Origin of the sequence: Priestia sp. FSL R5-0597 (assembly GCF_038006305.1) — a bacterium.
GTDB lineage: Bacteria > Bacillota > Bacilli > Bacillales > Bacillaceae_H > Priestia > Priestia zanthoxyli.
Genome location: NZ_JBBOUZ010000001.1, coordinates 1,493,977 through 1,514,936, shown reverse-complemented (window position 1 = coordinate 1,514,936; position 20,960 = coordinate 1,493,977). Strand labels below are relative to the sequence as shown.

At 37.0% G+C, this 20,960-nt stretch carries 22 protein-coding genes; 7 read left to right on the top strand and 15 right to left on the bottom strand.

Features of this window, described 5'->3' with window-relative positions; translation table 11 throughout:
• Positions 1 to 7: 7 nt before the first annotated feature.
• The 3 genes from cls to MKX72_RS07685 form a co-directional block, all read right to left on the bottom strand.
• Positions 8 to 1,510, bottom strand: coding sequence for a cardiolipin synthase (cls, locus tag MKX72_RS07695; protein WP_033578467.1), 1,503 nt, complete (start codon positions 1,508 to 1,510; stop codon positions 8 to 10).
• A gap of 260 nt (positions 1,511 to 1,770) precedes the next feature.
• Positions 1,771 to 2,325 carry a hypothetical protein gene (locus tag MKX72_RS07690; protein ID WP_155008608.1) on the bottom strand — a complete coding sequence of 185 codons (555 nt, stop codon included), beginning with the start codon at positions 2,323 to 2,325 and terminating at the stop codon, positions 1,771 to 1,773.
• A gap of 157 nt (positions 2,326 to 2,482) precedes the next feature.
• Complete coding sequence (locus MKX72_RS07685; RefSeq protein ID WP_098627153.1) at positions 2,483 to 2,878, bottom strand: ribosomal maturation YjgA family protein; 396 nt, start codon at positions 2,876 to 2,878, stop codon at positions 2,483 to 2,485.
• 219 nt (positions 2,879 to 3,097) lie between these two features.
• Here MKX72_RS07685 and MKX72_RS07680 point away from each other — a divergent pair, with 219 nt between their 5' ends.
• The 3 genes from MKX72_RS07680 (at position 3,098) to MKX72_RS07670 (ending at position 5,995) form a co-directional block, all read left to right on the top strand.
• Positions 3,098 to 4,141, top strand: a complete 1,044-nt coding sequence (locus MKX72_RS07680) for a fatty acid desaturase (protein ID WP_028414002.1) — start codon at positions 3,098 to 3,100, stop codon at positions 4,139 to 4,141.
• Positions 4,142 to 4,253: 112 nt separating this feature from the next.
• The gene (locus MKX72_RS07675; RefSeq protein WP_028414003.1) at positions 4,254 to 5,396 is read left to right on the top strand and encodes a sensor histidine kinase; all 1,143 of its coding nucleotides are present in this window, start codon (positions 4,254 to 4,256) and stop codon (positions 5,394 to 5,396) included.
• Positions 5,393 to 5,995 (top strand): response regulator transcription factor, encoded by a 603-nt coding sequence (locus tag MKX72_RS07670; RefSeq protein ID WP_013056197.1) that lies wholly within the window; start codon positions 5,393 to 5,395, stop codon positions 5,993 to 5,995. Before MKX72_RS07675 ends, MKX72_RS07670 begins: the two co-directional genes overlap by 4 nt.
• A gap of 33 nt (positions 5,996 to 6,028) precedes the next feature.
• On the opposite strand, the gene MKX72_RS07665 is transcribed toward MKX72_RS07670, so the two are convergent.
• The 3 genes from MKX72_RS07665 to MKX72_RS07655 all read right to left on the bottom strand — a co-directional run bounded on the left by MKX72_RS07665 (position 6,029) and on the right by MKX72_RS07655 (position 7,210).
• Positions 6,029 to 6,553, bottom strand: a complete 525-nt coding sequence (locus MKX72_RS07665; protein ID WP_028414004.1) for a cupin domain-containing protein — start codon at positions 6,551 to 6,553, stop codon at positions 6,029 to 6,031.
• A 127-nt stretch (positions 6,554 to 6,680) separates the two neighbouring features.
• Positions 6,681 to 6,863, bottom strand: coding sequence for a hypothetical protein (locus MKX72_RS07660; protein ID WP_155008609.1), 183 nt, complete (start codon positions 6,861 to 6,863; stop codon positions 6,681 to 6,683).
• 29 nt (positions 6,864 to 6,892) lie between these two features.
• Entirely contained in the window at positions 6,893 to 7,210 is a 318-nt protein-coding gene (locus tag MKX72_RS07655) for a hypothetical protein (protein WP_028414006.1), read from the bottom strand.
• A gap of 493 nt (positions 7,211 to 7,703) precedes the next feature.
• On the opposite strand from MKX72_RS07655, the gene MKX72_RS07650 reads away from it, so the two are divergent.
• Both MKX72_RS07650 and MKX72_RS07645 read left to right on the top strand, forming a co-directional pair.
• Positions 7,704 to 8,255 (top strand): TVP38/TMEM64 family protein, encoded by a 552-nt coding sequence (locus MKX72_RS07650; protein ID WP_028414007.1) that lies wholly within the window; start codon positions 7,704 to 7,706, stop codon positions 8,253 to 8,255.
• A gap of 88 nt (positions 8,256 to 8,343) precedes the next feature.
• The gene (locus MKX72_RS07645; protein ID WP_028414008.1) at positions 8,344 to 8,643 is read left to right on the top strand and encodes a hypothetical protein; all 300 of its coding nucleotides are present in this window, start codon (positions 8,344 to 8,346) and stop codon (positions 8,641 to 8,643) included.
• Between the two features lie 29 nt (positions 8,644 to 8,672).
• Here the strand turns inward: MKX72_RS07645 and MKX72_RS07640 are convergent, their stop codons facing one another.
• The 4 genes from MKX72_RS07640 to MKX72_RS07625 all read right to left on the bottom strand — a co-directional run bounded on the left by MKX72_RS07640 (position 8,673) and on the right by MKX72_RS07625 (position 12,502).
• On the bottom strand, positions 8,673 to 9,458 hold the full coding sequence (locus MKX72_RS07640; protein ID WP_028414009.1) for an ABC transporter ATP-binding protein: 786 nt from the start codon (positions 9,456 to 9,458) through the stop codon (positions 8,673 to 8,675).
• A gap of 18 nt (positions 9,459 to 9,476) precedes the next feature.
• Positions 9,477 to 10,457 (bottom strand): FecCD family ABC transporter permease, encoded by a 981-nt coding sequence (locus tag MKX72_RS07635; protein WP_028414010.1) that lies wholly within the window; start codon positions 10,455 to 10,457, stop codon positions 9,477 to 9,479.
• On the bottom strand, positions 10,454 to 11,461 hold the full coding sequence (locus tag MKX72_RS07630; protein WP_098627151.1) for a FecCD family ABC transporter permease: 1,008 nt from the start codon (positions 11,459 to 11,461) through the stop codon (positions 10,454 to 10,456). The genes MKX72_RS07635 and MKX72_RS07630 overlap by 4 nt, the downstream gene beginning before the upstream one ends.
• Positions 11,462 to 11,551: 90 nt before the next feature.
• Complete coding sequence (locus tag MKX72_RS07625; RefSeq protein ID WP_098627150.1) at positions 11,552 to 12,502, bottom strand: ABC transporter substrate-binding protein; 951 nt, start codon at positions 12,500 to 12,502, stop codon at positions 11,552 to 11,554.
• Positions 12,503 to 12,761: 259 nt separating this feature from the next.
• Here MKX72_RS07625 and MKX72_RS07620 point away from each other — a divergent pair, with 259 nt between their 5' ends.
• Complete coding sequence (locus MKX72_RS07620; RefSeq protein ID WP_033578462.1) at positions 12,762 to 13,631, top strand: permease; 870 nt, start codon at positions 12,762 to 12,764, stop codon at positions 13,629 to 13,631.
• Between the two features lie 16 nt (positions 13,632 to 13,647).
• Positions 13,648 to 14,484 (top strand): TIGR03943 family putative permease subunit, encoded by an 837-nt coding sequence (locus MKX72_RS07615; RefSeq protein ID WP_034266576.1) that lies wholly within the window; start codon positions 13,648 to 13,650, stop codon positions 14,482 to 14,484.
• Between the two features lie 61 nt (positions 14,485 to 14,545).
• Here MKX72_RS07615 and MKX72_RS07610 read toward each other — a convergent pair.
• The 5 genes from MKX72_RS07610 to MKX72_RS07590 form a co-directional block, all read right to left on the bottom strand.
• Positions 14,546 to 15,696, bottom strand: a protein-coding gene (locus tag MKX72_RS07610) for an IS3 family transposase (protein ID WP_098627244.1) whose coding sequence is annotated in 2 segments (ribosomal slippage) — positions 14,546 to 15,426 and positions 15,426 to 15,696 — 1,152 coding nt in all. Because the reading frame shifts where the segments join, the coding sequence is not laid out codon by codon here.
• Between the two features lie 116 nt (positions 15,697 to 15,812).
• Positions 15,813 to 18,581, bottom strand: coding sequence for a bifunctional diguanylate cyclase/phosphodiesterase (locus MKX72_RS07605; RefSeq protein ID WP_034266574.1), 2,769 nt, complete (start codon positions 18,579 to 18,581; stop codon positions 15,813 to 15,815).
• 86 nt (positions 18,582 to 18,667) lie between these two features.
• The gene (locus MKX72_RS07600) at positions 18,668 to 19,195 is read right to left on the bottom strand and encodes a GNAT family N-acetyltransferase (protein WP_034266572.1); all 528 of its coding nucleotides are present in this window, start codon (positions 19,193 to 19,195) and stop codon (positions 18,668 to 18,670) included.
• Between the two features lie 109 nt (positions 19,196 to 19,304).
• On the bottom strand, positions 19,305 to 19,856 hold the full coding sequence (locus MKX72_RS07595; RefSeq protein WP_013056190.1) for a hypothetical protein: 552 nt from the start codon (positions 19,854 to 19,856) through the stop codon (positions 19,305 to 19,307).
• Positions 19,857 to 20,194: 338 nt separating this feature from the next.
• Positions 20,195 to 20,956 (bottom strand): serine hydrolase, encoded by a 762-nt coding sequence (locus MKX72_RS07590; protein WP_235918765.1) that lies wholly within the window; start codon positions 20,954 to 20,956, stop codon positions 20,195 to 20,197.
• Between the last annotated feature and the right edge of the window lie 4 nt (positions 20,957 to 20,960).

The window sequence follows — 20,960 nt, the reverse complement described above, 5'->3', positions numbered from 1 at the left end:
CTTTATTTTATAAAACACCTGAAAATAAGCGAGCAAATGACTCTTTCGAACGTTCTACTAAACTTCGCTTGTAAAATGCTACTGGTTTGATCAAATGACTGTCTTCCATATCTTCTTCGTAATTTTTAATGAGCGTTTGAATCGTCTCTCCCTCAATTAAAAATGCATTCACTTCAAAGTTCAGATGAAAACTTCTCATATCCATATTTGCGGTACCGACCGAAGCCATATCTCCGTCGATAATCACAATTTTTTGATGCAAAAATCCTTTTCTATACGAATATACTTCAATTCCACATCGAAGAAGTTCGGCAAAATATGATCTTGTTCCATATTGAGTCAGAAAGCCATCATTAATTTCCGGCACCATAATTCGTACTTCTACACCTTTTCTAGCCGCAATACGAAGAGCAGTTCTTATAGCTTCGTTTGGAACAAAATAGGGGGTAGAAATCCAAATTGACTTCGTCGCGCTTGTAATCATTGTATAATAATAGTCGCTCATATTTTCCTGCGTATCTGGCCCCGTCGCCACTACCTGAACGAACCCTTCTCCTTCAACACGATGAGGTTTTGTATACGCTTCATTATGAATTAAGCATTCTCCAGAAACGTATTCCCAGTCAAACATAAAAATTGAGTGCAGCGTTTGAACAGATTCACCTCTTAACATCAGGTGGGTATCTCGCCAAAAACCGATTTTTTTATTTTTCCCTAAGTACTCATCTCCTACATTTAGTCCTCCTACAAAACCTACTTCCCCGTCAATTACAACTATTTTACGGTGGTTTCGAAAGTTAAATTTTTGATTAAAAAATCCATACTTAATAGGTAAGAAAGGATGCACTTTAACATTCGCTTTCTTCATTCGCTTAATATCTGAACCCGATAATGTAAAGCTTCCCATTGTATCAAACGTAAAGCGCACTTCTACACCTTCGCTTGCTTTTTTAATTAAAATATCAATGATTTCTTTTCCTAACGAATCTGAGTGAAACATGTAGTATTCCATATGAATAAAATGTTTGGCTGACTGCAAATGCTTTTTGATTTCGTTAAACGTTTCTTGCCCGTTCTTAAGGACGTAGGTTTTTGTATGAACATTCATCTTTGTCAAAGATACACATTGAAGATACTGAGCAAAGTAACGCTGATGAGATTGAAGCGTTGATAGATCAGGCGTCGTTTCTTTATCTGCCATCTTTCTAAGCATCTCTCGGTTATGCATACGCTTTTTTTTGAACATATGCCCCTTTAAATAGAGCTGTCCTGAATACAAATAAAAGAAAAAGCCTGCAACAGGGAAGAAAAAGAGGACATACATCCAAACCAACGTACTTTCAGGCGTTCGATTTTCAAGCATAAGTGAATACATACAAATGAAAATGATGACACCATATAATCCAACTAAGGCATACTTCCAATGAATATCAATAGAGGTAAAAAAGAAAGCATAAATTGAAAGTAAAATAATAAATAAAAAAATAAAGTCCAACCGGCGTTTTTTCATAAAAGCTCTCCTAAAAACAAACTGTATTGTATCACTTGCCTACCTTTCATATGAGGTAGTATATGGAATACACAGAATTCTTATCATGCATGCTACATAAAATGTACATATATTTGCACAAAAAGCAGTTTAGCCGCTTAAGCAACTAAACTGAACTACCTCAGACAAGCATCATTCATATACCTATACCCTGGATGGTAAAACAAAAAACCTCCTTACAGGGAGGTTTTTTCACTGGCTTTTCAAGCATCGATGCCTTTTTATGAGTTAGCATAACCAGACTCTTTTTCTTTTTTAGGCCAAACGAAATTAGAAAGAGATAATAAGAAATCAATTCCTACAATAACTGTCCAAACTTCCACTACATTTTGCAGCACGTTAGTTTTTCCATTTGGTACTATATACATCATCGCCGCTAAAAGAGCTGCCCCAATAGCATAAGCAAGAAGATGCTGTATCCATGATTTAAAATAATGCTTTGCATATTCTTTTCCATAGCGCTTACGAGGTTTTTCTGCACTTTTCATCACATAATATTGAAAGCGTTCATCTGCCCATTGAATCATACTTTTTCCAAAAGCGATCGAAATTCCAATATACACGGCTGCAATAGCGTGAGCATAAGTCGCTGTAGCACCTCCGTAAAGGTCTACGCCCGTCACAATCAGAAGAAAAAAATCAACAACAGGTGTTAAAGCTAAAATAAAAAAACTGAGCTTTTGTTTTTTAAACATATACCTTGTTGCTAATCCTAAAATGATGACTATCCAAAAAGCGATTTCACATGCAATAATCATCCAGGCTATTAAATTCAAATAATCCCCTCTCTTCCTCTCGTTCAACGAATAGATAATAGGTTTTAAATAAAAAATTTTATGCATAAGTTTATTTTTATGTATATACATCCTGCTTCATAACCCTACGGCTTATTCCATCCTCAGCTGAGTTCTAAGATTCATTGAAACGTATTTGCTAGGCGGGTCTTTTAAATCGATATCTATAATACTCCCAGCTCATTCCTACCGCGACTCCAATCGAATAGGCTAGTATATCGCTCCATAAGAAGCCATACCCCAAAATGAGCCCTCCTAGCGCAGTCTTTCTTATGTCATCAATCCAAGGAGCGTGATACAGCTGTGTAAATTCAATGAAGTAACAAAACACTATAGCAAACATACCAATCAATTTTGTCTTCCATGTAGGAAACAAAAAACCCGCACTGACAAAAATCATTAAGGCCCATAACGAATCTCCCGCATATATATTTACGATGTGAGGAAGATACGCAGTAAGTTTTCTTGATAATAGGCCTGCTCCCATGACAACAATAGCTAGAAGCAGGTATACCCATCTATTTCTTTTATTCATTTCAAACTCCTTTTTCTTAAATGCTCCGTCACAATAAGCCTTCACTGTATAATTTTATCAGAACCGCAAACTGTTAAATACCGCTTTTTTTCATTTTTTACAGCTTCCCCCTACGTATATATGACAAGTGTCATAGTTTCTATATGACACGTATGTCTTAAATAGTCAGAAAAATCCCTTTATACTGAGGATAATATACGGTGATGAAAGGAATTTCATATGACTATACAAAAACAAAAGAATTTACGAAAACAAGTTGCACCCTTTGAAAAAGCAGTAATGAAAGACAGCATAAGACAATTGATTAATACTTTTTTACCTTTTTTCACACTATGGTTTCTCGCTTATGAGAGCCTTTCAATTTCTTATTTTTTAGCATTTCCGCTAACTGTCATCGCAGCAGGGTTTTTAGTAAGAATATTCATTATTTTTCATGACTGTTGTCACTACTCTTTCTTTAAGAGTAGACAACACAATAAAATTCTCGGAACAATTACCGGTGTGTTAACGATGTTTCCTTACAGTCAATGGGGACATAGCCATGCCATTCACCATGCAACAAGCAGCAACTTAGATAAAAGAGGTACGGGTGACATTTGGGTGTTAACCGTAACGGAATATAAAGAAGCTTCTATTTGGAAAAAAATCGCTTACCGTATCTATCGCAACCCGTTCGTTATGTTCGGCGTGGGACCTATATATGTATTTTTGATTACAAACCGATTCAATCGAAAAAATGCGAAGAAAAAAGAGAGAATGAACACGTATCTTACAAATGTATTGATTGTTGCATTAGCAGCAGCGACCTGCTGGTTGGTAGGTTGGCAGGCGTTTGTATTAATCCAAGGACCGATTTTCTTCATTTCAGGTTCAATTGGAATTTGGCTGTTTTATGTACAGCATCAGTTTGAAGATTCTTATTTTGAAGAAGATGAGCACTGGGATTATGTAAAAGCAGCCGTTGAAGGAAGTTCATTTTACAAGCTTCCAAAACTTTTGCAATGGCTAACAGGCAATATCGGGTTTCACCACGTACATCATTTAAGCCCAAGAGTGCCCAACTATAAGCTTGAAGCTGTTCATCAACACACACAGCCTCTTCAAAATGTACCAACCATTACACTCGCAACAAGCCTTCGCTCTCTTCGATTCCGTTTATGGGATGAAGAAAACAAAATGTTTGTGAGCTTTAAAGAAATAAAAAAACGCTCAGCTGCACCAAAAGCAAGCAGAATTTCTTCTCAAACAAAAGCAGAACTTTAATAAAACAGTCAAGCTTTCAAAAGCTTGACTGTTTTATCTATTCGCCTAAACTTATTTCATTCTACTTTGTGGTAAACTAATAGTGTATTTTAACAAACAAATGAGGTTCTTTATGAAAAAATATACGTTTTTCCAAAAAATCACTGGGCTATCTCCTTACATATGGACGGTATTTGCCATTTTACCATTTTATTTTATCTTACAGTCTTCATCCATGAATCACATTATTCTTGGCTCTTTACTCACCATCTTATTTTTTATTTTCTATCGTTTTGCATTTGTTTCAACAGACAAGTCCGTTTACGTATGGACGGCTTTATTAATCGTCATTTCCTTAGCACTAACAACGATTTTTAATTATATTTACTTTGCCTTTTACTTCGCTTTTTTTATCGCTTATTTTATTGGAAATATCCAAAAACGGCTCGCTTTCTTCACTTTGTATGCTGTTCATTTGATCAGCACCGTTATTTCGGTAAACTTTAACGTAGTTATGCAAGAAGAGATCTTTTTAAAACAGCTGCCTTTCATTTTTGTAATTTCCATTAGTGTAATTGTACTGCCATTTAGCATTTATAACCGGAAGAAGCGAGACCGGCTGGAAGAACAGCTGGAAGATGCAAATAAACGTATTTCTGAGCTTGTAAAACAGGAAGAGCGCCAGCGTATAGCTCGCGACCTGCACGATACGCTAGGACAAAAGCTGTCTCTTATCGGTCTAAAAAGTGATTTAGCAAGAAAACTTATTGCAAAAGATCCTGAAAAAGCAAAATCTGAATTAAAAGATGTCCAGCAAACAGCGCGCACGGCTCTTAATGAAGTGAGAAAAATGGTTTCTCAAATGCGTGGAATTCGCCTTAGCGAAGAACTAAAACGCGTTCAAGAGCTTTTAGAAGCTGCCGAAATTACGTTTGTAGGAGAAAAGGATATTTCATTAGAGAATGTGTCTTTGCTAATTGAAAATATTCTGAGCATGTGCTTAAAAGAAGCCGTAACCAATGTGGTCAAACATAGTCAAGCCACCGTTTGCACGATTACTTTACATCAGTCTGCAAAAGAAGTAGGCATAACGGTAGAAGACAATGGAGTGGGTATTAATACGAAAAAAACCTGCTGGGAAGGAAACGGACTTTTAGGAATGAAAGAGCGGTTGGAGTTTGTAAACGGCCATCTTGATATCTCCAGTCAAGGGGGGACGATTATTCATATTACAGTTCCAAACATCGTCAAACATATTAAGGAGGAACAATTATGATTCGAATTGTCATTGCCGAAGATCAGCAAATGATGTTAGGAGCTTTAGGCTCTTTGTTAAATTTAGAAGATGACATGGAAGTTGTCGGAAAAGCTTCAAATGGGGAACAAGCGGTATCACTTGCTAAGCAGCACCAGCCAGACATATGCGTAATGGACATCGAGATGCCACTTAAAACTGGGCTTGAAGCTGCAGAGGAACTGAAAGATTTAAACTGCAAAGTCATCATTTTAACAACGTTCGCTCGCTCCGGCTATTTTCAAAGAGCTTTGAAAGCAGGCGTAAGTGGCTACTTGCTAAAAGATAGTCCAAGTGAAGAACTCGCAAATTCAATTCGAAGCGTGATGGCAGGCAGACGCCTCTATGCTCCAGAATTAGTGGATGACTTATATAGTGAATCTACCAGTCCTCTTACTGCTAGAGAGAAAGAAGTATTAGCTCTAGTAGCTGATGGAAAAAACACAAAGGAAATTGCTGACGAACTATCTATTAAGACCGGAACAGTGCGCAACTATATTTCTACCATTCTGGACAAACTCGAAGTAAAGAATCGCATTGAAGCCATTACTCGCTTTAAGGAAAAAGGATGGTTCAAATGAAAAAAGCATGCATCAAACCGAGATGCATGCTTTTTAATCATTTGGGAGTTTATCGTACCCTAATTTGTCGATGATCACGACATGCTCGGGGAATTCATCAAGCAGCTGCTGTTTTGTGAATAATTCAAAGTCACGGAAATCAAAGCCTGGTGCGACCATACACCCTACCAGGGAAAACGTATTCTCATTTGCGACAGAGGAACCGAAAATGGTATCTCTTGGAACTAAAAATTGAGGAACTTCTCCATTTTCTAAGTTTGTACCTAGTTTTACTTCTTGATAGGTTCCGTCGCGGTAGATAATATGAATGGTTAAAGAACTTCCCCCATGATAGTACCATAATTCATCTGATTGCAGCCGGTGGAAATGCGATACATCGTGAGACCTTAATAAAAAGTAAATACTCGTATATAGAAATCGTTTGTCATCAAACTGAGATGACACTTCTTTATCAGAAATTTCATCATTAGAACGATAGGTTTGTTTATAAAACCCTCCTTCTGGATGAGGCTGCAGCTCAAGCTTTGAAATCCAATATTCCCAATTATGTAAATCCATTACGTTCCTTCCCTTCCTTTTTTCTTTTATCATTAACTACATCATAGTAAATCATTCTTTCTAACACAACAAACGGCTTCATTATTCCATTAGGAAAATGAAGCCGTTTACCACCGGTATCTTATCATTACATCCTACCCTTTCTGTTAACACGGCTATATCTATACCTGCTAGAATGACAGCGATGAAATAAATACGTCATATACAAATCTAACTGAAATCGATCTCCCTCAATGAAACATTGAAACGGCTGTTCTTTATCTTGATAAATTTCCGCAGATGAACGCTGCTTAAACGGGATAATATTCATCTCTTTTCCCCCTCAGACAGATGTGCTTTTTAGTGTAAATGCTGATGACAAACGTAATATTTTTTGATAAAAGTGAGGGCTGCCTGTGCATCTTGAATGCCAAGCTTTTTACAAACGCCCGCTAACATGAGCAGTTTGTACATAACCAGCTTTTGATTATTGGTTGCCAGTACGTAATAAACAATCGTATTAGCAACTGCCCGCGGTAATCTTATTTTTTTCAACTCATATAACGCAGCAGACGAAGACATACCTGCTTCGTTTAAAATTTGCTCGGTTGTGTACGTCTCCAAATAGCGAGCAAGCTTTCTTTCTTTATTGTTAAATATACCTTTAGAATCGTTCATTTTCTCTCCCTCTGTTATTTTAATAATCCATTAAACGCTGCATTAATTAGCCATAATGCGATAGCTCCCCCTGATAAATAAGTGCTGAGATAGAATATTAGCTCCATATACCTCCCTCCCATTTCTATCTTACCCCTTCATTTCTTTAGCTGCAGTGATATTCATCACAGTAAAAAGTGTATTGTTGAGCTGCCGAATAGCTCCGCAAAAGAGCTCGTGAGAAAGGTCTCACGAGCTGCTTAGTTAGCATTTTTATTTTCGGATAATGCGTTTAAAAATCATAATAATTAATAATACAACCACAATAACAAGCAAAAATTTCAACATGAGTTGTCCATCCCTTCAAATCAGTAAATCGTCTTTCATTAGTAAGTAGTTACCCTGTTTCGTTTTTTATAAACTGCTGACTGCTTATTTCATGCCAAAAATTATATAATAGTAGAAAATGAGCTTAAATTAGCCCTACATATAAAACATAAACGGGAGTATAACCATGACTGACTATCTTCAAACATTTCTGCTTGAACATTTAGAAGCAGCAGAGCTTATTAGTGTTCTCTTGAACATCCTTATTAGCATTACGGGCGTATTTCCAAGCGCGCCCCTTACGTTCGTAAACGTAAAATTATTTGGTTTTTGGAATGGATTTTTACTTTCTTTTATTGGAGAAGTTTTAGGTGTAGCTCTCTCTTTTTGGCTGTACCGAAAAGGTTTCCGTACACTTGTTCATACCAAAACACCTTCTCACTCCAAGTGGCTAAAGCTGCTGCGCGTACAAGGGAAAGAGAGTTTTATATTCATTCTTTCTTTGCGATTACTTCCCTTTGTTCCATCAGGCCTCATTACATTCTTCAGTGCTGTAGGAAAAGGCTCCTTTGCGGTATTCATTTCTGCTAGCGCACTTGGAAAAATTCCAGCGCTTTTTATTGAAGTTTATTCGGTTTATCATATTTCACAAGGATCTATGCAAGGAAAAATCATCTTAGTGGTTTTATCCATTACTTTACTTTTTTATATAAGTAAAAAATGGAAGAAAAAAGCTTAACAGACTATAAAAAGGGAAGACTATCTAAAAATAAGTAAACACATTATCCTATGTAACTGTAATAAGATAACGTATTGGAGATGGTCCATTGATTTTCCTGTTGGTTTCTGCAAGTATTATTGTTCCTATTATCATGCTTTTTTTCTCACTAAAGTGGAAAGGAGCAGAACTAGTTTTTAATACGCTAGCCCTTCTTTCAGCGCTAGTATTTGGAAATATAGCCGCTGCTTCTATCTATCGTATCTTAAAAAATCATACTGTTTTTATGACGAGCATTCATGCAATCTTTTTAAATTCAGCTTTTTTATTAACCGGTGCATACCTTGGAATCTATGTATTGTATAAACTGTTAGCTCTGACCTTAAATGTAAAACAGCGTACTATGTGAAAATAGTACGCTGTTTTTTTAAGTGCAGTTTATTTTATGATTCCAGTTGGTATACATAGAGGTGAACCATCAACTGGATTTTGAATGATAGTTGATGATAAATTAAACACATCCCTTATCATTTCTTCTGTAAATACTTGAGCAGGAGAACCTTCTTTGTAAATCTGACCGTTTGAAATACTGATTAAATGATCTGCATAGCGAGCTGCTTGGTTTAAATCGTGCAAGACCATCACAATTGTACAATTTCTCTTTTGGTTTAAGAAACGAAGAAGTTCAAGCACTTCAATCTGATGAGCTAAATCTAAATATGTGGTAGGCTCGTCCAAAAGCAGAAGCTCCGTACCCTGTGCTAATGCCATTGCAATCCAGGCCCTTTGACGCTGTCCTCCAGAGAGCGCATCCAGTGTGCGATGACTTAAATTAGACAGTTTAGTTGCTTGTAAAGCCTCCTCTACAATTTGATGATCTTCAGCAGAATAGCGAGCAAATAAGCCTTTATGAGGGTGACGACCATAATAGCATAGCTCTTTTACTGTTAAATCTTCAGGAGCTTCAGGAGCTTGAGGCAAAATAGCCAGTTTTTTTGCTACTTCTTTTGATGAATGTTGATGAATATCTTTTCCGTTTAAATAAATATTTCCTTCTGTCGGCTTTAATAAACGCGCCAATGAACGAAGGATTGTTGATTTTCCGCAGCCATTTGATCCAATGATTATGCTTATCTTTCCTTCTGGAATGTGAAGGTCAATATCGCGAATAACTGAAGTTGAATCATATGATAGCGAAAGTTTTTCCGCAGTTAACTTGGTCATTACTCTTCCTCCTTTCTCCTATTTTTTCTGTTCACGCCGCAGTAAATATAGAAAATAAGGGGCACCAATAACGGATGTTACGATTCCAGCTGGAATCTCAATGGGCGGCACAACCCCTCTTCCGAGACTGTCAGCAATTATCAGGAATAAAGCACCTACTGCTGCTGAAACTGGTAACAAGAACTTCGACCGACTCCCTACTAACCTCCTACTAATATGAGGAGCAATTAAACCAATAAATCCAATTGACCCAACTACAGCTACAGATAAACCGGTTAATATCACAGCCATACTCAATAGTGTATAACGAACGTACTTTGTTCGCTCTCCTAGGCCAACTGCAATCTCATCTCCTAAGTTTAAAATATCGAGCTTAGATGCAAATATAATAATAAAAGGAACAAGTACGACGCAAGGAATTAACATCAAAAGCTCACTCCAGCCTCTTCCCCATAAACTTCCTGTAAGCCAAAGAAGAGTTGTATTCACGTCATCTGGAAACTTAATCATAAAATACTGAATTCCAGCCTGGCAAATAGCTCCTAAAGCTACACCCACTAAAGCCAGCGTATGAGTTTTAGCTCCTTGAGAATAAGAAAACACCATGAGTATAACGGCGATGACCGATGCTCCTAAAAAAGCTGAAAGCGGCAGCAGAAGCATAGAAGCAGCTGGAAATACAATTAAGATAAAAACGGCGAATAGCCCTGCTCCTTTTGTTACACCGATAACATCAGGAGAAGCAAGCGGGTTTTTTAATATCCCTTGCAAAATAGCTCCTGCTACCGCTAAAGCCGCACCGACCACAATAGCAATGAGGGTACGTGGAATGCGATAATTTGTTAAAATAAAGGAACTACCTTGGGAACTACCTACTATTTGCTGAAAGATTTCTGCAGGGGAAATATAAACGGCTCCTACTCCTAAGCTAATTACAACCGTGATGATTAAACATAGCAATAAGATACTTAATATTTGATAAGGGTGTTTTCTTTTCATTGCTTAATATTCCTCCCTTTTCTAGCAAGATATAAAAAGAAAGGAGCTCCGATAAGAGCTGTTACAATCCCTACTGGCGACTCAAAAGGATAGGCAATGAAACGAGAAAGTACATCGGCATAGACAAGCAAAATGGCTCCTAATAGAGCTGAAAATGGCAGGATTCGCTGGTAGTCTCCTCCTACTAATTTTCTAGCTATGTGAGGTACAATGAGACCTACGAACCCAATTGGCCCCGCAACGGCAACAGATGCACCTGCAAGCATAATGACTAGTATACCTGCAAAAAAGCGAATCCATTTTACCTTTTCGCCTAAACCCGTTGCCATATTCTCTCCTAACACTAGAATCGATATAGAACGAGATGATACAAAAGCTAGAAGAAGACCTAGAGATGACCAAGGTAACAAAATTTTTACATGAGTCCAGTCTTTCCCGTTAATAGAACCTACAAGCCAATACAAAACGTCCGTAGCTTGTTCATTTAACACAATCACTCCTTGAGTAAGCGACGATAAAAATAAATGCACGGCCATTCCGGCAAGTGCTAGTTTCACATGAGTTGTCTTTCCGCCCGATGCGAACAAATAAACCGTTATTCCTCCTAAAGCTGCTCCTAAAAAGGCAATATAAACAGTTGATTGAGAGGTAAAATCAGGAAATAGAATAAAAGCTATTACAATCGCTAATGAAGCACCTGCATTTACCCCAAACACTTGGGGTGAAGCAAGCGAATTTCGTGTAATAGCTTGCATCAATGCTCCAGCAGCTGCCAAGCTGGCTCCAATAAGAGCTGCCAGCACGGCTCTTGGCAACCTGAGCGTCTGTACGATCGTTGTCTGCTTAGAGTCATCAGGAGCAAAAATTGCTTTAATTACTTCTGTAAAACTAACTGCAGAGGATCCCACAGTGACATGTAAAATCATTCCGATGATTAACAAGCAAACACTAGCTACCAACACAATGTATTTATTTATTTTTTGCTTTTGGACAAGATTTGTCATTTCCAACACACTTTCTACAGTTTTCTTTTCTAAACAAATAGAAGCAAGAATAGAATAACTATTCTCGCCTCTTTGTCAGATTCCGTTATATTACTGCTGCTTATTGTTTAGTAACTTAACCGTATCTTTTCCAATTGCCTCAGCTGAAATTACCCCTCGGAATCTTGTCCATAAATCACGGTCTACTACAAACACTTTATCATTTTTAACAGCTTTTAAATTTTCCCAAAGAGGATTTGTTTTCCATTCATCCGTTACAAGTTTGCCTTCATTATTTGCTAGGATTAAAATATCTGGATTAATGTCTGACAACTGTTCTAAATTCATTTCAGCATATGCTTCTTTGTTCTGCACAGCGTTCTTCAACCCTAGCTTTTCAAGAAACTCTCCGTCATAAGAAGAAGACGTATGCGCTTGGAAAGAAGTATCTCTGACAACTGCTGGTAAGACTGTCTGACCACTTTCTTCTTTTAACTCATTTTTTAATTTCGAAATCGTTTCTTCATGCTCATTTAATCGCTGCTCTGCTTTTTTTTCTTTTCCTACTGCTTTTGCAATTGTTTTAAATGAGTCTATATTTTCTTCATATGTAGATTCACGACTTTTTAATTCGATTGTAGGTGCAATTTTGTTTAATTCTTTATAAATTGCTTTATGACGCTGCACATCGGCGATGATTAAGTCCGGCTGCAGGGAACTAATTACTTCTAAATTCGGCTGTTGACGTGTTCCTACTGAAGTATAGTCAATCTTTCCACCTACAAGTTTTTTAATCATATCTTTTTTGTTGTCGTCTGCAATCCCTATTGGCTTCATTCCTAAACCTTGCAGAGCATCCACAAAGGATAGTTCAAGAACAACTACTTTTTTAGGATTTTTAGGAACTTTCGTTTTTCCAAGATCATGCTGAACAGACACCTTTTGGTTATTATCTGAATTTTCTTTTGAAGAATTTTGATTTGACCCGCATCCTGCTAGAACAAATAAAATAGCAACAATAGTAGCTATACTGAGAAGTCTAATCTTTTTAACTTGCTTCATTTTAATGCTTCCTCCTATGTATATACTCTTGATGACGCTGATAATCATTATCATCAATGTTATCTGTTAATTCAAGATGAGTCAATAGTTTTCTCATAATACGGGACATATTTTGAATAAATAACAAAAAAATCCTTTCACTTCTTTTTGAAAAAGCTTTATTCCCTTCCCTTTTTACGATACACTATGTATAAGTTGACCAAATACAACTTTATTGCACTAATACATTTTAGATAAACTTAATTTTGGAGTGAAAATAATGAATTCGTCTCTATTACAAATGAATACTATATTTATTAGTATTCTTATTGAAGCTCTTCCTTTTGTATTATTAGGCGTGATCATTTCAGGAATTATTCAAATTTTTGTAACGGATGAAATGATGGCTCGAGTTATTCCTCAAAATAAAATAGGTGCTGTCATATTAGCTAGTGTGATTGGAGCTCTTTTTCCAGCCTGTGAATGTGGAATTGTTCCTATTACTAGGCGCTTAATGGCAAAAGGGGTTCCCCTTTATGCTGCCATTCCTTTTATGTTAACAGGCCCTATTATTAATCCTGTTGTTTTATTTTCTACCTTTGTAGCTTTCGGAAATGATTGGAAAATAGTATTTTATCGGGCAGGAGTAGCTTTTATTGTTTCCTTACTTGTAGGTCTTATTTTAAGTGTTCAATTCAAAGCACCTCAGACAAAACGTGAGGTTCATTTGCATACTTCCCCCAAGAAAATGAGTGAGAAAGTTTCACAATCGATTCGTCATACTATTGATGAGTTTTTTTCTGTTGGGAAATTTTTAATTATTGGCGGATTAATTGCCGCCGGCATGCAAACGTTCGTGAAGACCTCTACTTTACTTTCATTGGGACAAGGAAATGTTTCATCAAATGCGGTAATGATGGGACTTGCCTATGTATTATCGCTTTGTTCCTCTGCAGATGCGTTTATCGCTTCCTCGTTTCGCAGTACGTTTACAGATAGTGCTATTGTTTCATTCTTGGTATTCGGTCCAATGTTTGATATCAAGAATACGCTGATGATGCTAAGCCAGTTTAAGACTAAATTTGTCTTTACGCTTTTGGCGTATGTCTTCATTTTAGTACTTATTGTTTCGATTTTAATTGTTCATTAGTAAGGAGGGATTTGGCATGATTCGTATTTTAATTTTAATAGGGTTTACATTCATCTTCATGCACCTTCATGCAACTGGGGATATCTCAAAATATATCAATATGAAATATTCCTGGATTTCATTTTGCACCATCTTTGTCCTTTGGTTCTTGACCATTGCAGAATTAATCTTTTACATGATAGGCCCTAAAAAACATGATGATGATTGTAGCTGTGGATGCGTCCATAATCAGCAAGATGGCAAATGGAAACGAAGAGTATGGTACCCAATTTATATTTTACCTGTACTCACGGTCTTATTTTTACCTGTCGCAACCCTTGATTCTAATATTGTTGAAGCTAAAGGGTTTCATTTTCCTATTTATGACAAAAATGATCCTTATTCTTCTCATCAATTTTTACAGCCTGACACAAGTTCTTTTTACGGAGAAGAAGCCTATGACAAAATGATTCATCGTGATCTTAAAAAGTTTTCTAAAGGAGAAAATATCAACTTAGAAGACGAGGAATTTTTAAATGCAATGGAGACTATTTACCGATATCCTGGTGAATTCACTGACAAAACCATTTCTTTTAAAGGATTTATGTATCAAACGAAAGAATTAAAAAAGAATCAATATTTTCTCTTTCGCTTTGGTATCATTCATTGTATTGCAGATTCAGGGGTGTTTGGAATGCTTATTGAGTTTCCAGATGATGTTACTTTTAAAAATGATGACTGGGCAACGGTTACAGGAAAAATTAGTACAATGTATTACCAGCCGTTCAAAAAAACCATCCCTGTTGTGAAAGTAACAAAAGTAAAGCGTGAGCAGTCTCCAAAAGACCCTTATGTATATCGAAATAACCAATAATAAAAAGCCGTTCTTTTAAAGGGACTGACCCCTGTTTTTGAGACAGGGATCAAAACACCTTTTAAACGACCAGTTGCCGATATTGTACCGGTGACTGGTTGTTTAGTTTTGTTTGAATACGGGCATTGTTATAATAAGTAATATAGTTTTTGACGGTTTGCTCTACGATGGTGGTCGTAGTATATGTCAACTCGTCAAGGTAGAACGTTTCAGACTTTAGCGAGGAATGAAACGATTCGATAGAGGCATTATCTGCGGGAGTCCCTTTGCGGGACATACTCATGGTAATGCCTCTTTCTTTGATTTTTTGTTGATAAGCATACGATGTGTACACGGAACCTTGATCGCTATGCAGCGTGCATCCTTCAGGCAAAGAAGGAAGTTGACTTAACGTATCTAAAACAAACGCTACGTTTTGACAATCACCAATGGAATACGCAATGATTTCTCCGTTAAATAAATCCTGAATACTTGAAAGATACAACTGTTTGGGTCCAAAAGGCAAGTAGGTAATATCCGTCACTAGTTTTTGAAGAGGACGATCAGCTCGAAATTCACGATTTAATACATTCTCTGCAACCTGATAAGGTTGCCCTGTTCGCTGACGTTTCTTCCGTTTTACGCGACATTGCCAACCATACTTCTGCATGGCACGCTGCACAAACTTATGATTAATCTTCATCGTTCGATTGAGTAATGCTGTAATCTTTCGATAGCCATATCGAAACTTGTGTTTATGACATTGTTCACCCACTTGTTGTTCCATCCATTTCTTTAATGTATCCCGTTTTGTATGTTGCTTCCAACGATAGTAAGTGGATCGAGGGATATTAAGATGTAAACAGATTTGATAAATAGGCACCTGACCTTTTAGCTCTTCCACTGTGTTTATTACAATTTCTGGTACCACTTCCTTTCCAATTCCTTGTACTTTTTTAAGATCTCAATCTGTTGCTTTAACTGCCGGTTCTCTGCCTCTAACTTAGACGTCTCGCTCTTAAATTCAGGACCTTTTCCATATGAATACTGCTTGCCTACAGGCTGTCCAAATCGATGCATTTCTCCATTTTTATACCATGTCATCCACGTTTTCAATTGGGTATGATTACGAATATTCAGATGTGACAATACTTCTTTTACAGGTATACCAGCTAATCTCATTTCAATCGCTTTTAATTTTATTTCTACCGGATAACTGACTCTTGTCCCCATAGAAAAAACACCTCCAAGTTATTGTTAGGTACTACATACCCGTTTTTTAACTTAAAGGTGTTTTTTATTTGTCTCACTCTAGGGGGTCAGTCCCTAAATAAGAACGGCTTTTTACATTAATGAACAAATTCCATTTTTTCTTCGATTTTATGAAATTTCTCATAAAATTCCTGCGCTGAAATCGGTTTGGAGAAATAGTATCCCTGCACTTCATCACATTTTTCTTTATGAAGAAGTTCTACTTGTTCAACTTCTTCTACACCTTCTGCTACGACGGATAGCTGCAAACTTTTGGCTAGTGTAATAATGGCTCTGACAATCGATACTTCCGTTGTATTAGGATCTAAATCTTTAATAAAAGACCGGTCAATTTTCAGCGTATGAATAGGCAGCTTCTGAATATAGCTGAATGAGGAATATCCTGAGCCAAAATCATCAATCGAAATAAATACTCCTGCATCTTTTAAAATTTGTAGCTTTTCGATTGTTTGCTCAACATGCTTCATCGTTACACTTTCCGTAATTTCAAGTTCTAAATATCGTGATTCTAACTCTACTTCACGCAAGACATCTAACACATAATCAACAAAATCAGTTGTACCAAAATCCACGCTTGATATGTTCACACTCATTTTTAAGGGAGGAAGTCCTTTCAGCTGCCAATACTTATTTTGATGGCACGCTTTTTTTAATACCCATTTCGTCAATGTAACAATAACGCCTGTTTCTTCAGCAATCGGAATAAATTCTGCGGGAGAAATAACGCCCATCTCGGCGTGAGTCCACCGGATCAAAGCCTCTACTCCAACAATATGGCCACTTTGAATATTGACTTTCGGCTGATAGTGAAGCTCCATTTCGCCCAGCTCAAAAGCCTTTCGTAAACCATCTTCAATTCTCATTCGTCGCGTAGTATGAACCTGCATTTCTTTTTGATAAAACAGATAATGATTACGCCCTTGTTTTTTGACTTCGTACATCGCTAAATCAGCATGGCGAACTAGCACCTCAAGCGTTTTTCCATCTTTAGGAAATAAACTAACTCCGATGCTTACCCCTAAATAAACATCTCTCGATAGCACTACAAAAGGAGTGGATAAGCAGTCATTTAATGATTGACAGATTTTTCTCACTTCTTCATCCGTCCTATCATGCAGTAAAACTAAAAACTCATCTCCTCCAAAACGCGAAAGCACATCTTGGTTTCTTAGGCAGCTCTTCATTCGATCGACCACCTGAAGCATAAGCTGATCTCCAGCATGATGACCAAGCGTGTCATTTACCTGTTTGAAACGATCGAGGTCTAAAAATAAGAAATGAAGCTTTTTTCCTGAAGCAGCTGCTGAATCAATGGATTTCTCTACAATGTTTGAAAACATACTTCGATTTGGTAAATCTGTTAGCATATCGTGAAAAGCCATATATTGAAGCGATTCTTGAGCTTTTTTCTGCTCCGTTACATCTCTAGTTACTGTCTGAAAAAGCGTCTCTCCATTAATTTGAATGAGCGTAGATTTTACTTCTAAAAAGAGTTCCTTACCTAACGCATTAAACATTTTCAACTGAGCTAATGGAGGTCTTGGCTCATCTTTTCTATCTCTTACTGCCTTCAATCCTTTTTTAATATCAGGAACTTGTTCAGATGAAAAGAAATCATATAACGATTTCCCAACGAGCTGGTCTTCCGTTACTCCTAAAAGCTGAATCATAGCATCATTCACGGACACGACCTCTTCTTCTCGATGGACCATAATTGCCAATGGAGAGGAGTAAAACAAGTTTTCATAACGATTTTTTGCTTCAATCAACGTTTTTTCCGCTTCACGCTCTTGCGTCATATTGCGTATATACAGCATATACTCAACCGTCTCTTCAATCGCTACCGCCATCACCGTTATCTCAACCGTAACTTCTCTATTACTTATCAAAAGGGAGTGCTCAGTCCGTCCGTCTTGTAGAGAAGAAAATTTATAGAAGGGCAGCAGCTTAACAACATCACTCCCGATTACATCTGATGCTTTAAGAGAGAAAAGCGTTTCTGCTGCATAATTGAGCGATAAAACATGTCTTTTTTCATCAATCACCAAAATAGCATCCAGGGCAGATTCAAAAAAAGCCCATTTTAAAACTTCTTGTTTTTGTACGCGTCGATCCATAAAAATGGTTAAAAACACAGCCGTAAATAGGCAGACAACAAAAAAAATAATAACGGCGGATAAATATAGTGGATTTAAAGCAAAACCGTTTGATTGTTCAGGCCTTCGCATTCCTGAAAAAGAAGCTGCCTGCATGCCCGTATAGTGCATACCAGCAATAGCAATGCCCATAATAGTAGAACAAATAAGCTTAGCAAAAACGGTAAGCTTCCCTTCATTTAGCTTTGAGTAAAAACCAAGCCACAAAGCTGTATTAGAAGCAGCAACAGCAATGAGAATAGAGAGAAAAACGACAAATGGATCATATGAAATCATAATGGGCTCCATTGCCATCATGCCGGAATAATGCATAAAAACAATTCCAGCTCCCATAAAGCTCCCCGCAATGGTGAGTGCCTTCATGCTTTTCTTTTGTTTGTGAATGAGGTAAAGGCCTATATAACATCCTGTTATCGCTCCCAAGATTGAGAGAAGAACAAACCATAAATTGTATGAAACATCTACGGGCAAGTGAAAAGCAAGCATGGCAATAAAATGCATGGACCAAATGCCTACTCCCAATGTAAATGCCCCGCTGATTAACCAAAACTGAATAAATTTTGCCCGGGAAATTTTCACACGATTAGCTAACCCAAAAGAAGCGTACGCCGCAGTAATAGCGATAAGGAAAGAAAGTGTAACGAGTAACTCATTGTACGTCCCTTCTAGTAAATGTGTATGATGATTCATTCATGACCTTCCTTCAATTCGTTCTTTTCTTTGTTATCGGTTAAGGCCTAAAAATATTTACTATTTCAAAAGAACTTCTGTTGGATTTACTTCTTACTTTTTGAGCGTCCTGACAATATCGCGCTCACTTTTTCTTTATTGACGGTGTATAAACACGTACAATCATCTGACTTATACGCCTCTTTTAATTGAAACGAGAATTTTTTTAAAAGCGTAATTGAATCTTTATTATTAGGATCGACTTTTGCTTCAATCTCCCGTATATGAAACTCTTCAAAAGCTTTTTCTAGCAAAAGGCAGAGCGCTTCTGTCATGAGGCCTTTTTTCCAAAAAGGTCTGCCTAAATCATACCCAATCTCTGCTTGCTTTTTATCATAATCAATACGGTTTAGACCGCAGGTTCCAATAATCTCATCGGAAGTCTTTAATCGAATAGCATAGCGTGTTGCTTTCCCTTCTTTCGTCAAACTTTGAAGAAGTGCAATCATGCTTTCCGCTTGATAAAGCGTCGTAAAGGGCTCAATATTCATATATCTCGTAACCTCTTCATCCGACCAATATGCAAAAACTTTAGAAGCATCTTTTTCTTGAAGAGGAGATAAATATACCCTCATCTATGTTCTCCCTCCTTTTGATGAATGATGGAGCAAGACATTTTCATCTGCGCCTCTTTCACATCTTAAAAAATCTCACATGGTGCACGGAACATGTGAGATTTGACATTTAACTATTTTTTGATTGTGCATCGCGCAGCTGCGTATATAAACGATTAATTGCTACAGTCATTGACTGTTCATAGGAATGATGATCATAATAAACCGCTATATTTTTTAACATTTCATATGTTTGATGATCAAGCTGCACCTCAAGCGTAATTTTTTCGTCAATTGTTGCTGTTTGCAAATGATGAGGCAAGTCCTCTTTTGTAGACACTTGCTCTGCAATATGAATTGCTTCTTCTACTGTTTCAATTCGGCCGTACTGATGCACCCATCTTCTGCCCATTTCAATCGTATCTTTTACAAACTGACGATTGGTAATGGTATCTTTAATATTAAATTGATGATCCGCCACATATACAGATTGATACAAGATTACACTGATCACTTCGTCTTTTAAATTTAATTTTCTCAGCTCATCAATTAAATCCGCTATATATTTAGGTAAAGGACTAAATGTCCCTCGCACTTCCTTAATTAAATCCATGGCAATGGATTCAGTTGAATTGCGTTTAAATGCTTTTATAATATCTATCATTACATGTTCGTTTGCCATACATACACCACCATTTATGAATCGAATAATTTCATGCTCCTTGCTAATTGGCATAGACATTCACTATTCGTTTAAAATATATACTATTATTCTATTATATAAAAAATATGAATAAGTTGGTATAGGATGAATGATTTATCATTATTTTTTCATAAAATTTTATGAAAAAGAACATGTTTATCTATTACTAGCACAAATCCAGCACTGCAAACAACGGTCTCGCCAAAATCTGAGAAGACAAGCATTTATTATTAGTACATGTGAGTTTTTCTTTGATGGAAGACATTAAATAAAAAGAGACCAAACTACCCCCGCTTATTGAAATGGTCAAAAGATTTTTAGATGTTAGATGACAGAAGGTATCCAATATCAGTAATCAATCTCCTTCCCTGTTCATTGTCACTTAGTCCATCTATCAAAACAACGGCATAATACGTTTCGTTACCTCGCATGAGAATAGCACTATCATGTTCCGCTCCCTGTAGTTCTCCAGTCTTATTCGCAGCTTGAAACGCTGATCCTATACGTGCTGGAAGCTTATGCCGAAACTGCTGCATTTCTAGCATTCTCATTATTTTTTCGCAACTAGATTTTCGCAAAAAGTTTCCTTCACATATTTCCTTTAGGCACTTTACTACGTCAGAGGCACACGTATAATTATCAATCCCTTGTTTAACAGCTGTTTCGTCCATCATATAGCGGTTTAAAACGGTTTTCTTTAATCCTAGATTTTTAGCACATTCGTTAATTTTTTCAAATCCTACTAAAGAAATGAGCTCATTTGTAGCTGTGTTGTCAGAAACCATTATCATAAGGGTAAGCAGCTCTTCCACTTTAATATGTGTTAACCGCGGAAGAGCTCTAAGTACACCTGCTCCGCCAACCGTATTTTTTTCCATTCTTTGAATGACAGATGTTAAAGCCAAGATGCCCTCATCAATTTGACGAAACGCCTCTATTGCAAGCAGCAGCTTGATTGTACTTGCTGCTCGTTGTTGGATAAAAGAATTAATCTGTATGGATTCTTTCCCTTCAATATGAATCCGTATAAGTCCATTATTACTCCGTTTCCATTTCGTAACTGCATCTTCTATTTTCATCCTT

Coding starts and splice junctions, on each gene's coding strand:
- MKX72_RS07600 (WP_034266572.1), bottom strand. CDS start 19,195: ATGAGGGTATATTTATCTCCTCTTCAAGAAAAAGATGCTTCTAAAGTT.
- MKX72_RS07660 (WP_155008609.1), bottom strand. CDS start 6,863: ATGAATATTATCCCGTTTAAGCAGCGTTCATCTGCGGAAATTTATCAA.
- MKX72_RS07630 (WP_098627151.1), bottom strand. CDS start 11,461: ATGACAAATCTTGTCCAAAAGCAAAAAATAAATAAATACATTGTGTTG.
- MKX72_RS07680 (WP_028414002.1), top strand. CDS start 3,098: ATGACTATACAAAAACAAAAGAATTTACGAAAACAAGTTGCACCCTTT.
- MKX72_RS07655 (WP_028414006.1), bottom strand. CDS start 7,210: ATGAACGATTCTAAAGGTATATTTAACAATAAAGAAAGAAAGCTTGCT.
- MKX72_RS07595 (WP_013056190.1), bottom strand. CDS start 19,856: ATGGCAAACGAACATGTAATGATAGATATTATAAAAGCATTTAAACGC.
- MKX72_RS07615 (WP_034266576.1), top strand. CDS start 13,648: ATGATTCGTATTTTAATTTTAATAGGGTTTACATTCATCTTCATGCAC.
- MKX72_RS07605 (WP_034266574.1), bottom strand. CDS start 18,581: ATGAATCATCATACACATTTACTAGAAGGGACGTACAATGAGTTACTC.
- MKX72_RS07590 (WP_235918765.1), bottom strand. CDS start 20,956: ATGAAAATAGAAGATGCAGTTACGAAATGGAAACGGAGTAATAATGGA.
- cls (WP_033578467.1), bottom strand. CDS start 1,510: ATGAAAAAACGCCGGTTGGACTTTATTTTTTTATTTATTATTTTACTT.
- MKX72_RS07675 (WP_028414003.1), top strand. CDS start 4,254: ATGAAAAAATATACGTTTTTCCAAAAAATCACTGGGCTATCTCCTTAC.
- MKX72_RS07640 (WP_028414009.1), bottom strand. CDS start 9,458: ATGACCAAGTTAACTGCGGAAAAACTTTCGCTATCATATGATTCAACT.
- MKX72_RS07650 (WP_028414007.1), top strand. CDS start 7,704: ATGACTGACTATCTTCAAACATTTCTGCTTGAACATTTAGAAGCAGCA.
- MKX72_RS07685 (WP_098627153.1), bottom strand. CDS start 2,878: ATGAATAAAAGAAATAGATGGGTATACCTGCTTCTAGCTATTGTTGTC.
- MKX72_RS07635 (WP_028414010.1), bottom strand. CDS start 10,457: ATGAAAAGAAAACACCCTTATCAAATATTAAGTATCTTATTGCTATGT.
- MKX72_RS07620 (WP_033578462.1), top strand. CDS start 12,762: ATGAATTCGTCTCTATTACAAATGAATACTATATTTATTAGTATTCTT.
- MKX72_RS07625 (WP_098627150.1), bottom strand. CDS start 12,502: ATGAAGCAAGTTAAAAAGATTAGACTTCTCAGTATAGCTACTATTGTT.
- MKX72_RS07670 (WP_013056197.1), top strand. CDS start 5,393: ATGATTCGAATTGTCATTGCCGAAGATCAGCAAATGATGTTAGGAGCT.
- MKX72_RS07665 (WP_028414004.1), bottom strand. CDS start 6,553: ATGGATTTACATAATTGGGAATATTGGATTTCAAAGCTTGAGCTGCAG.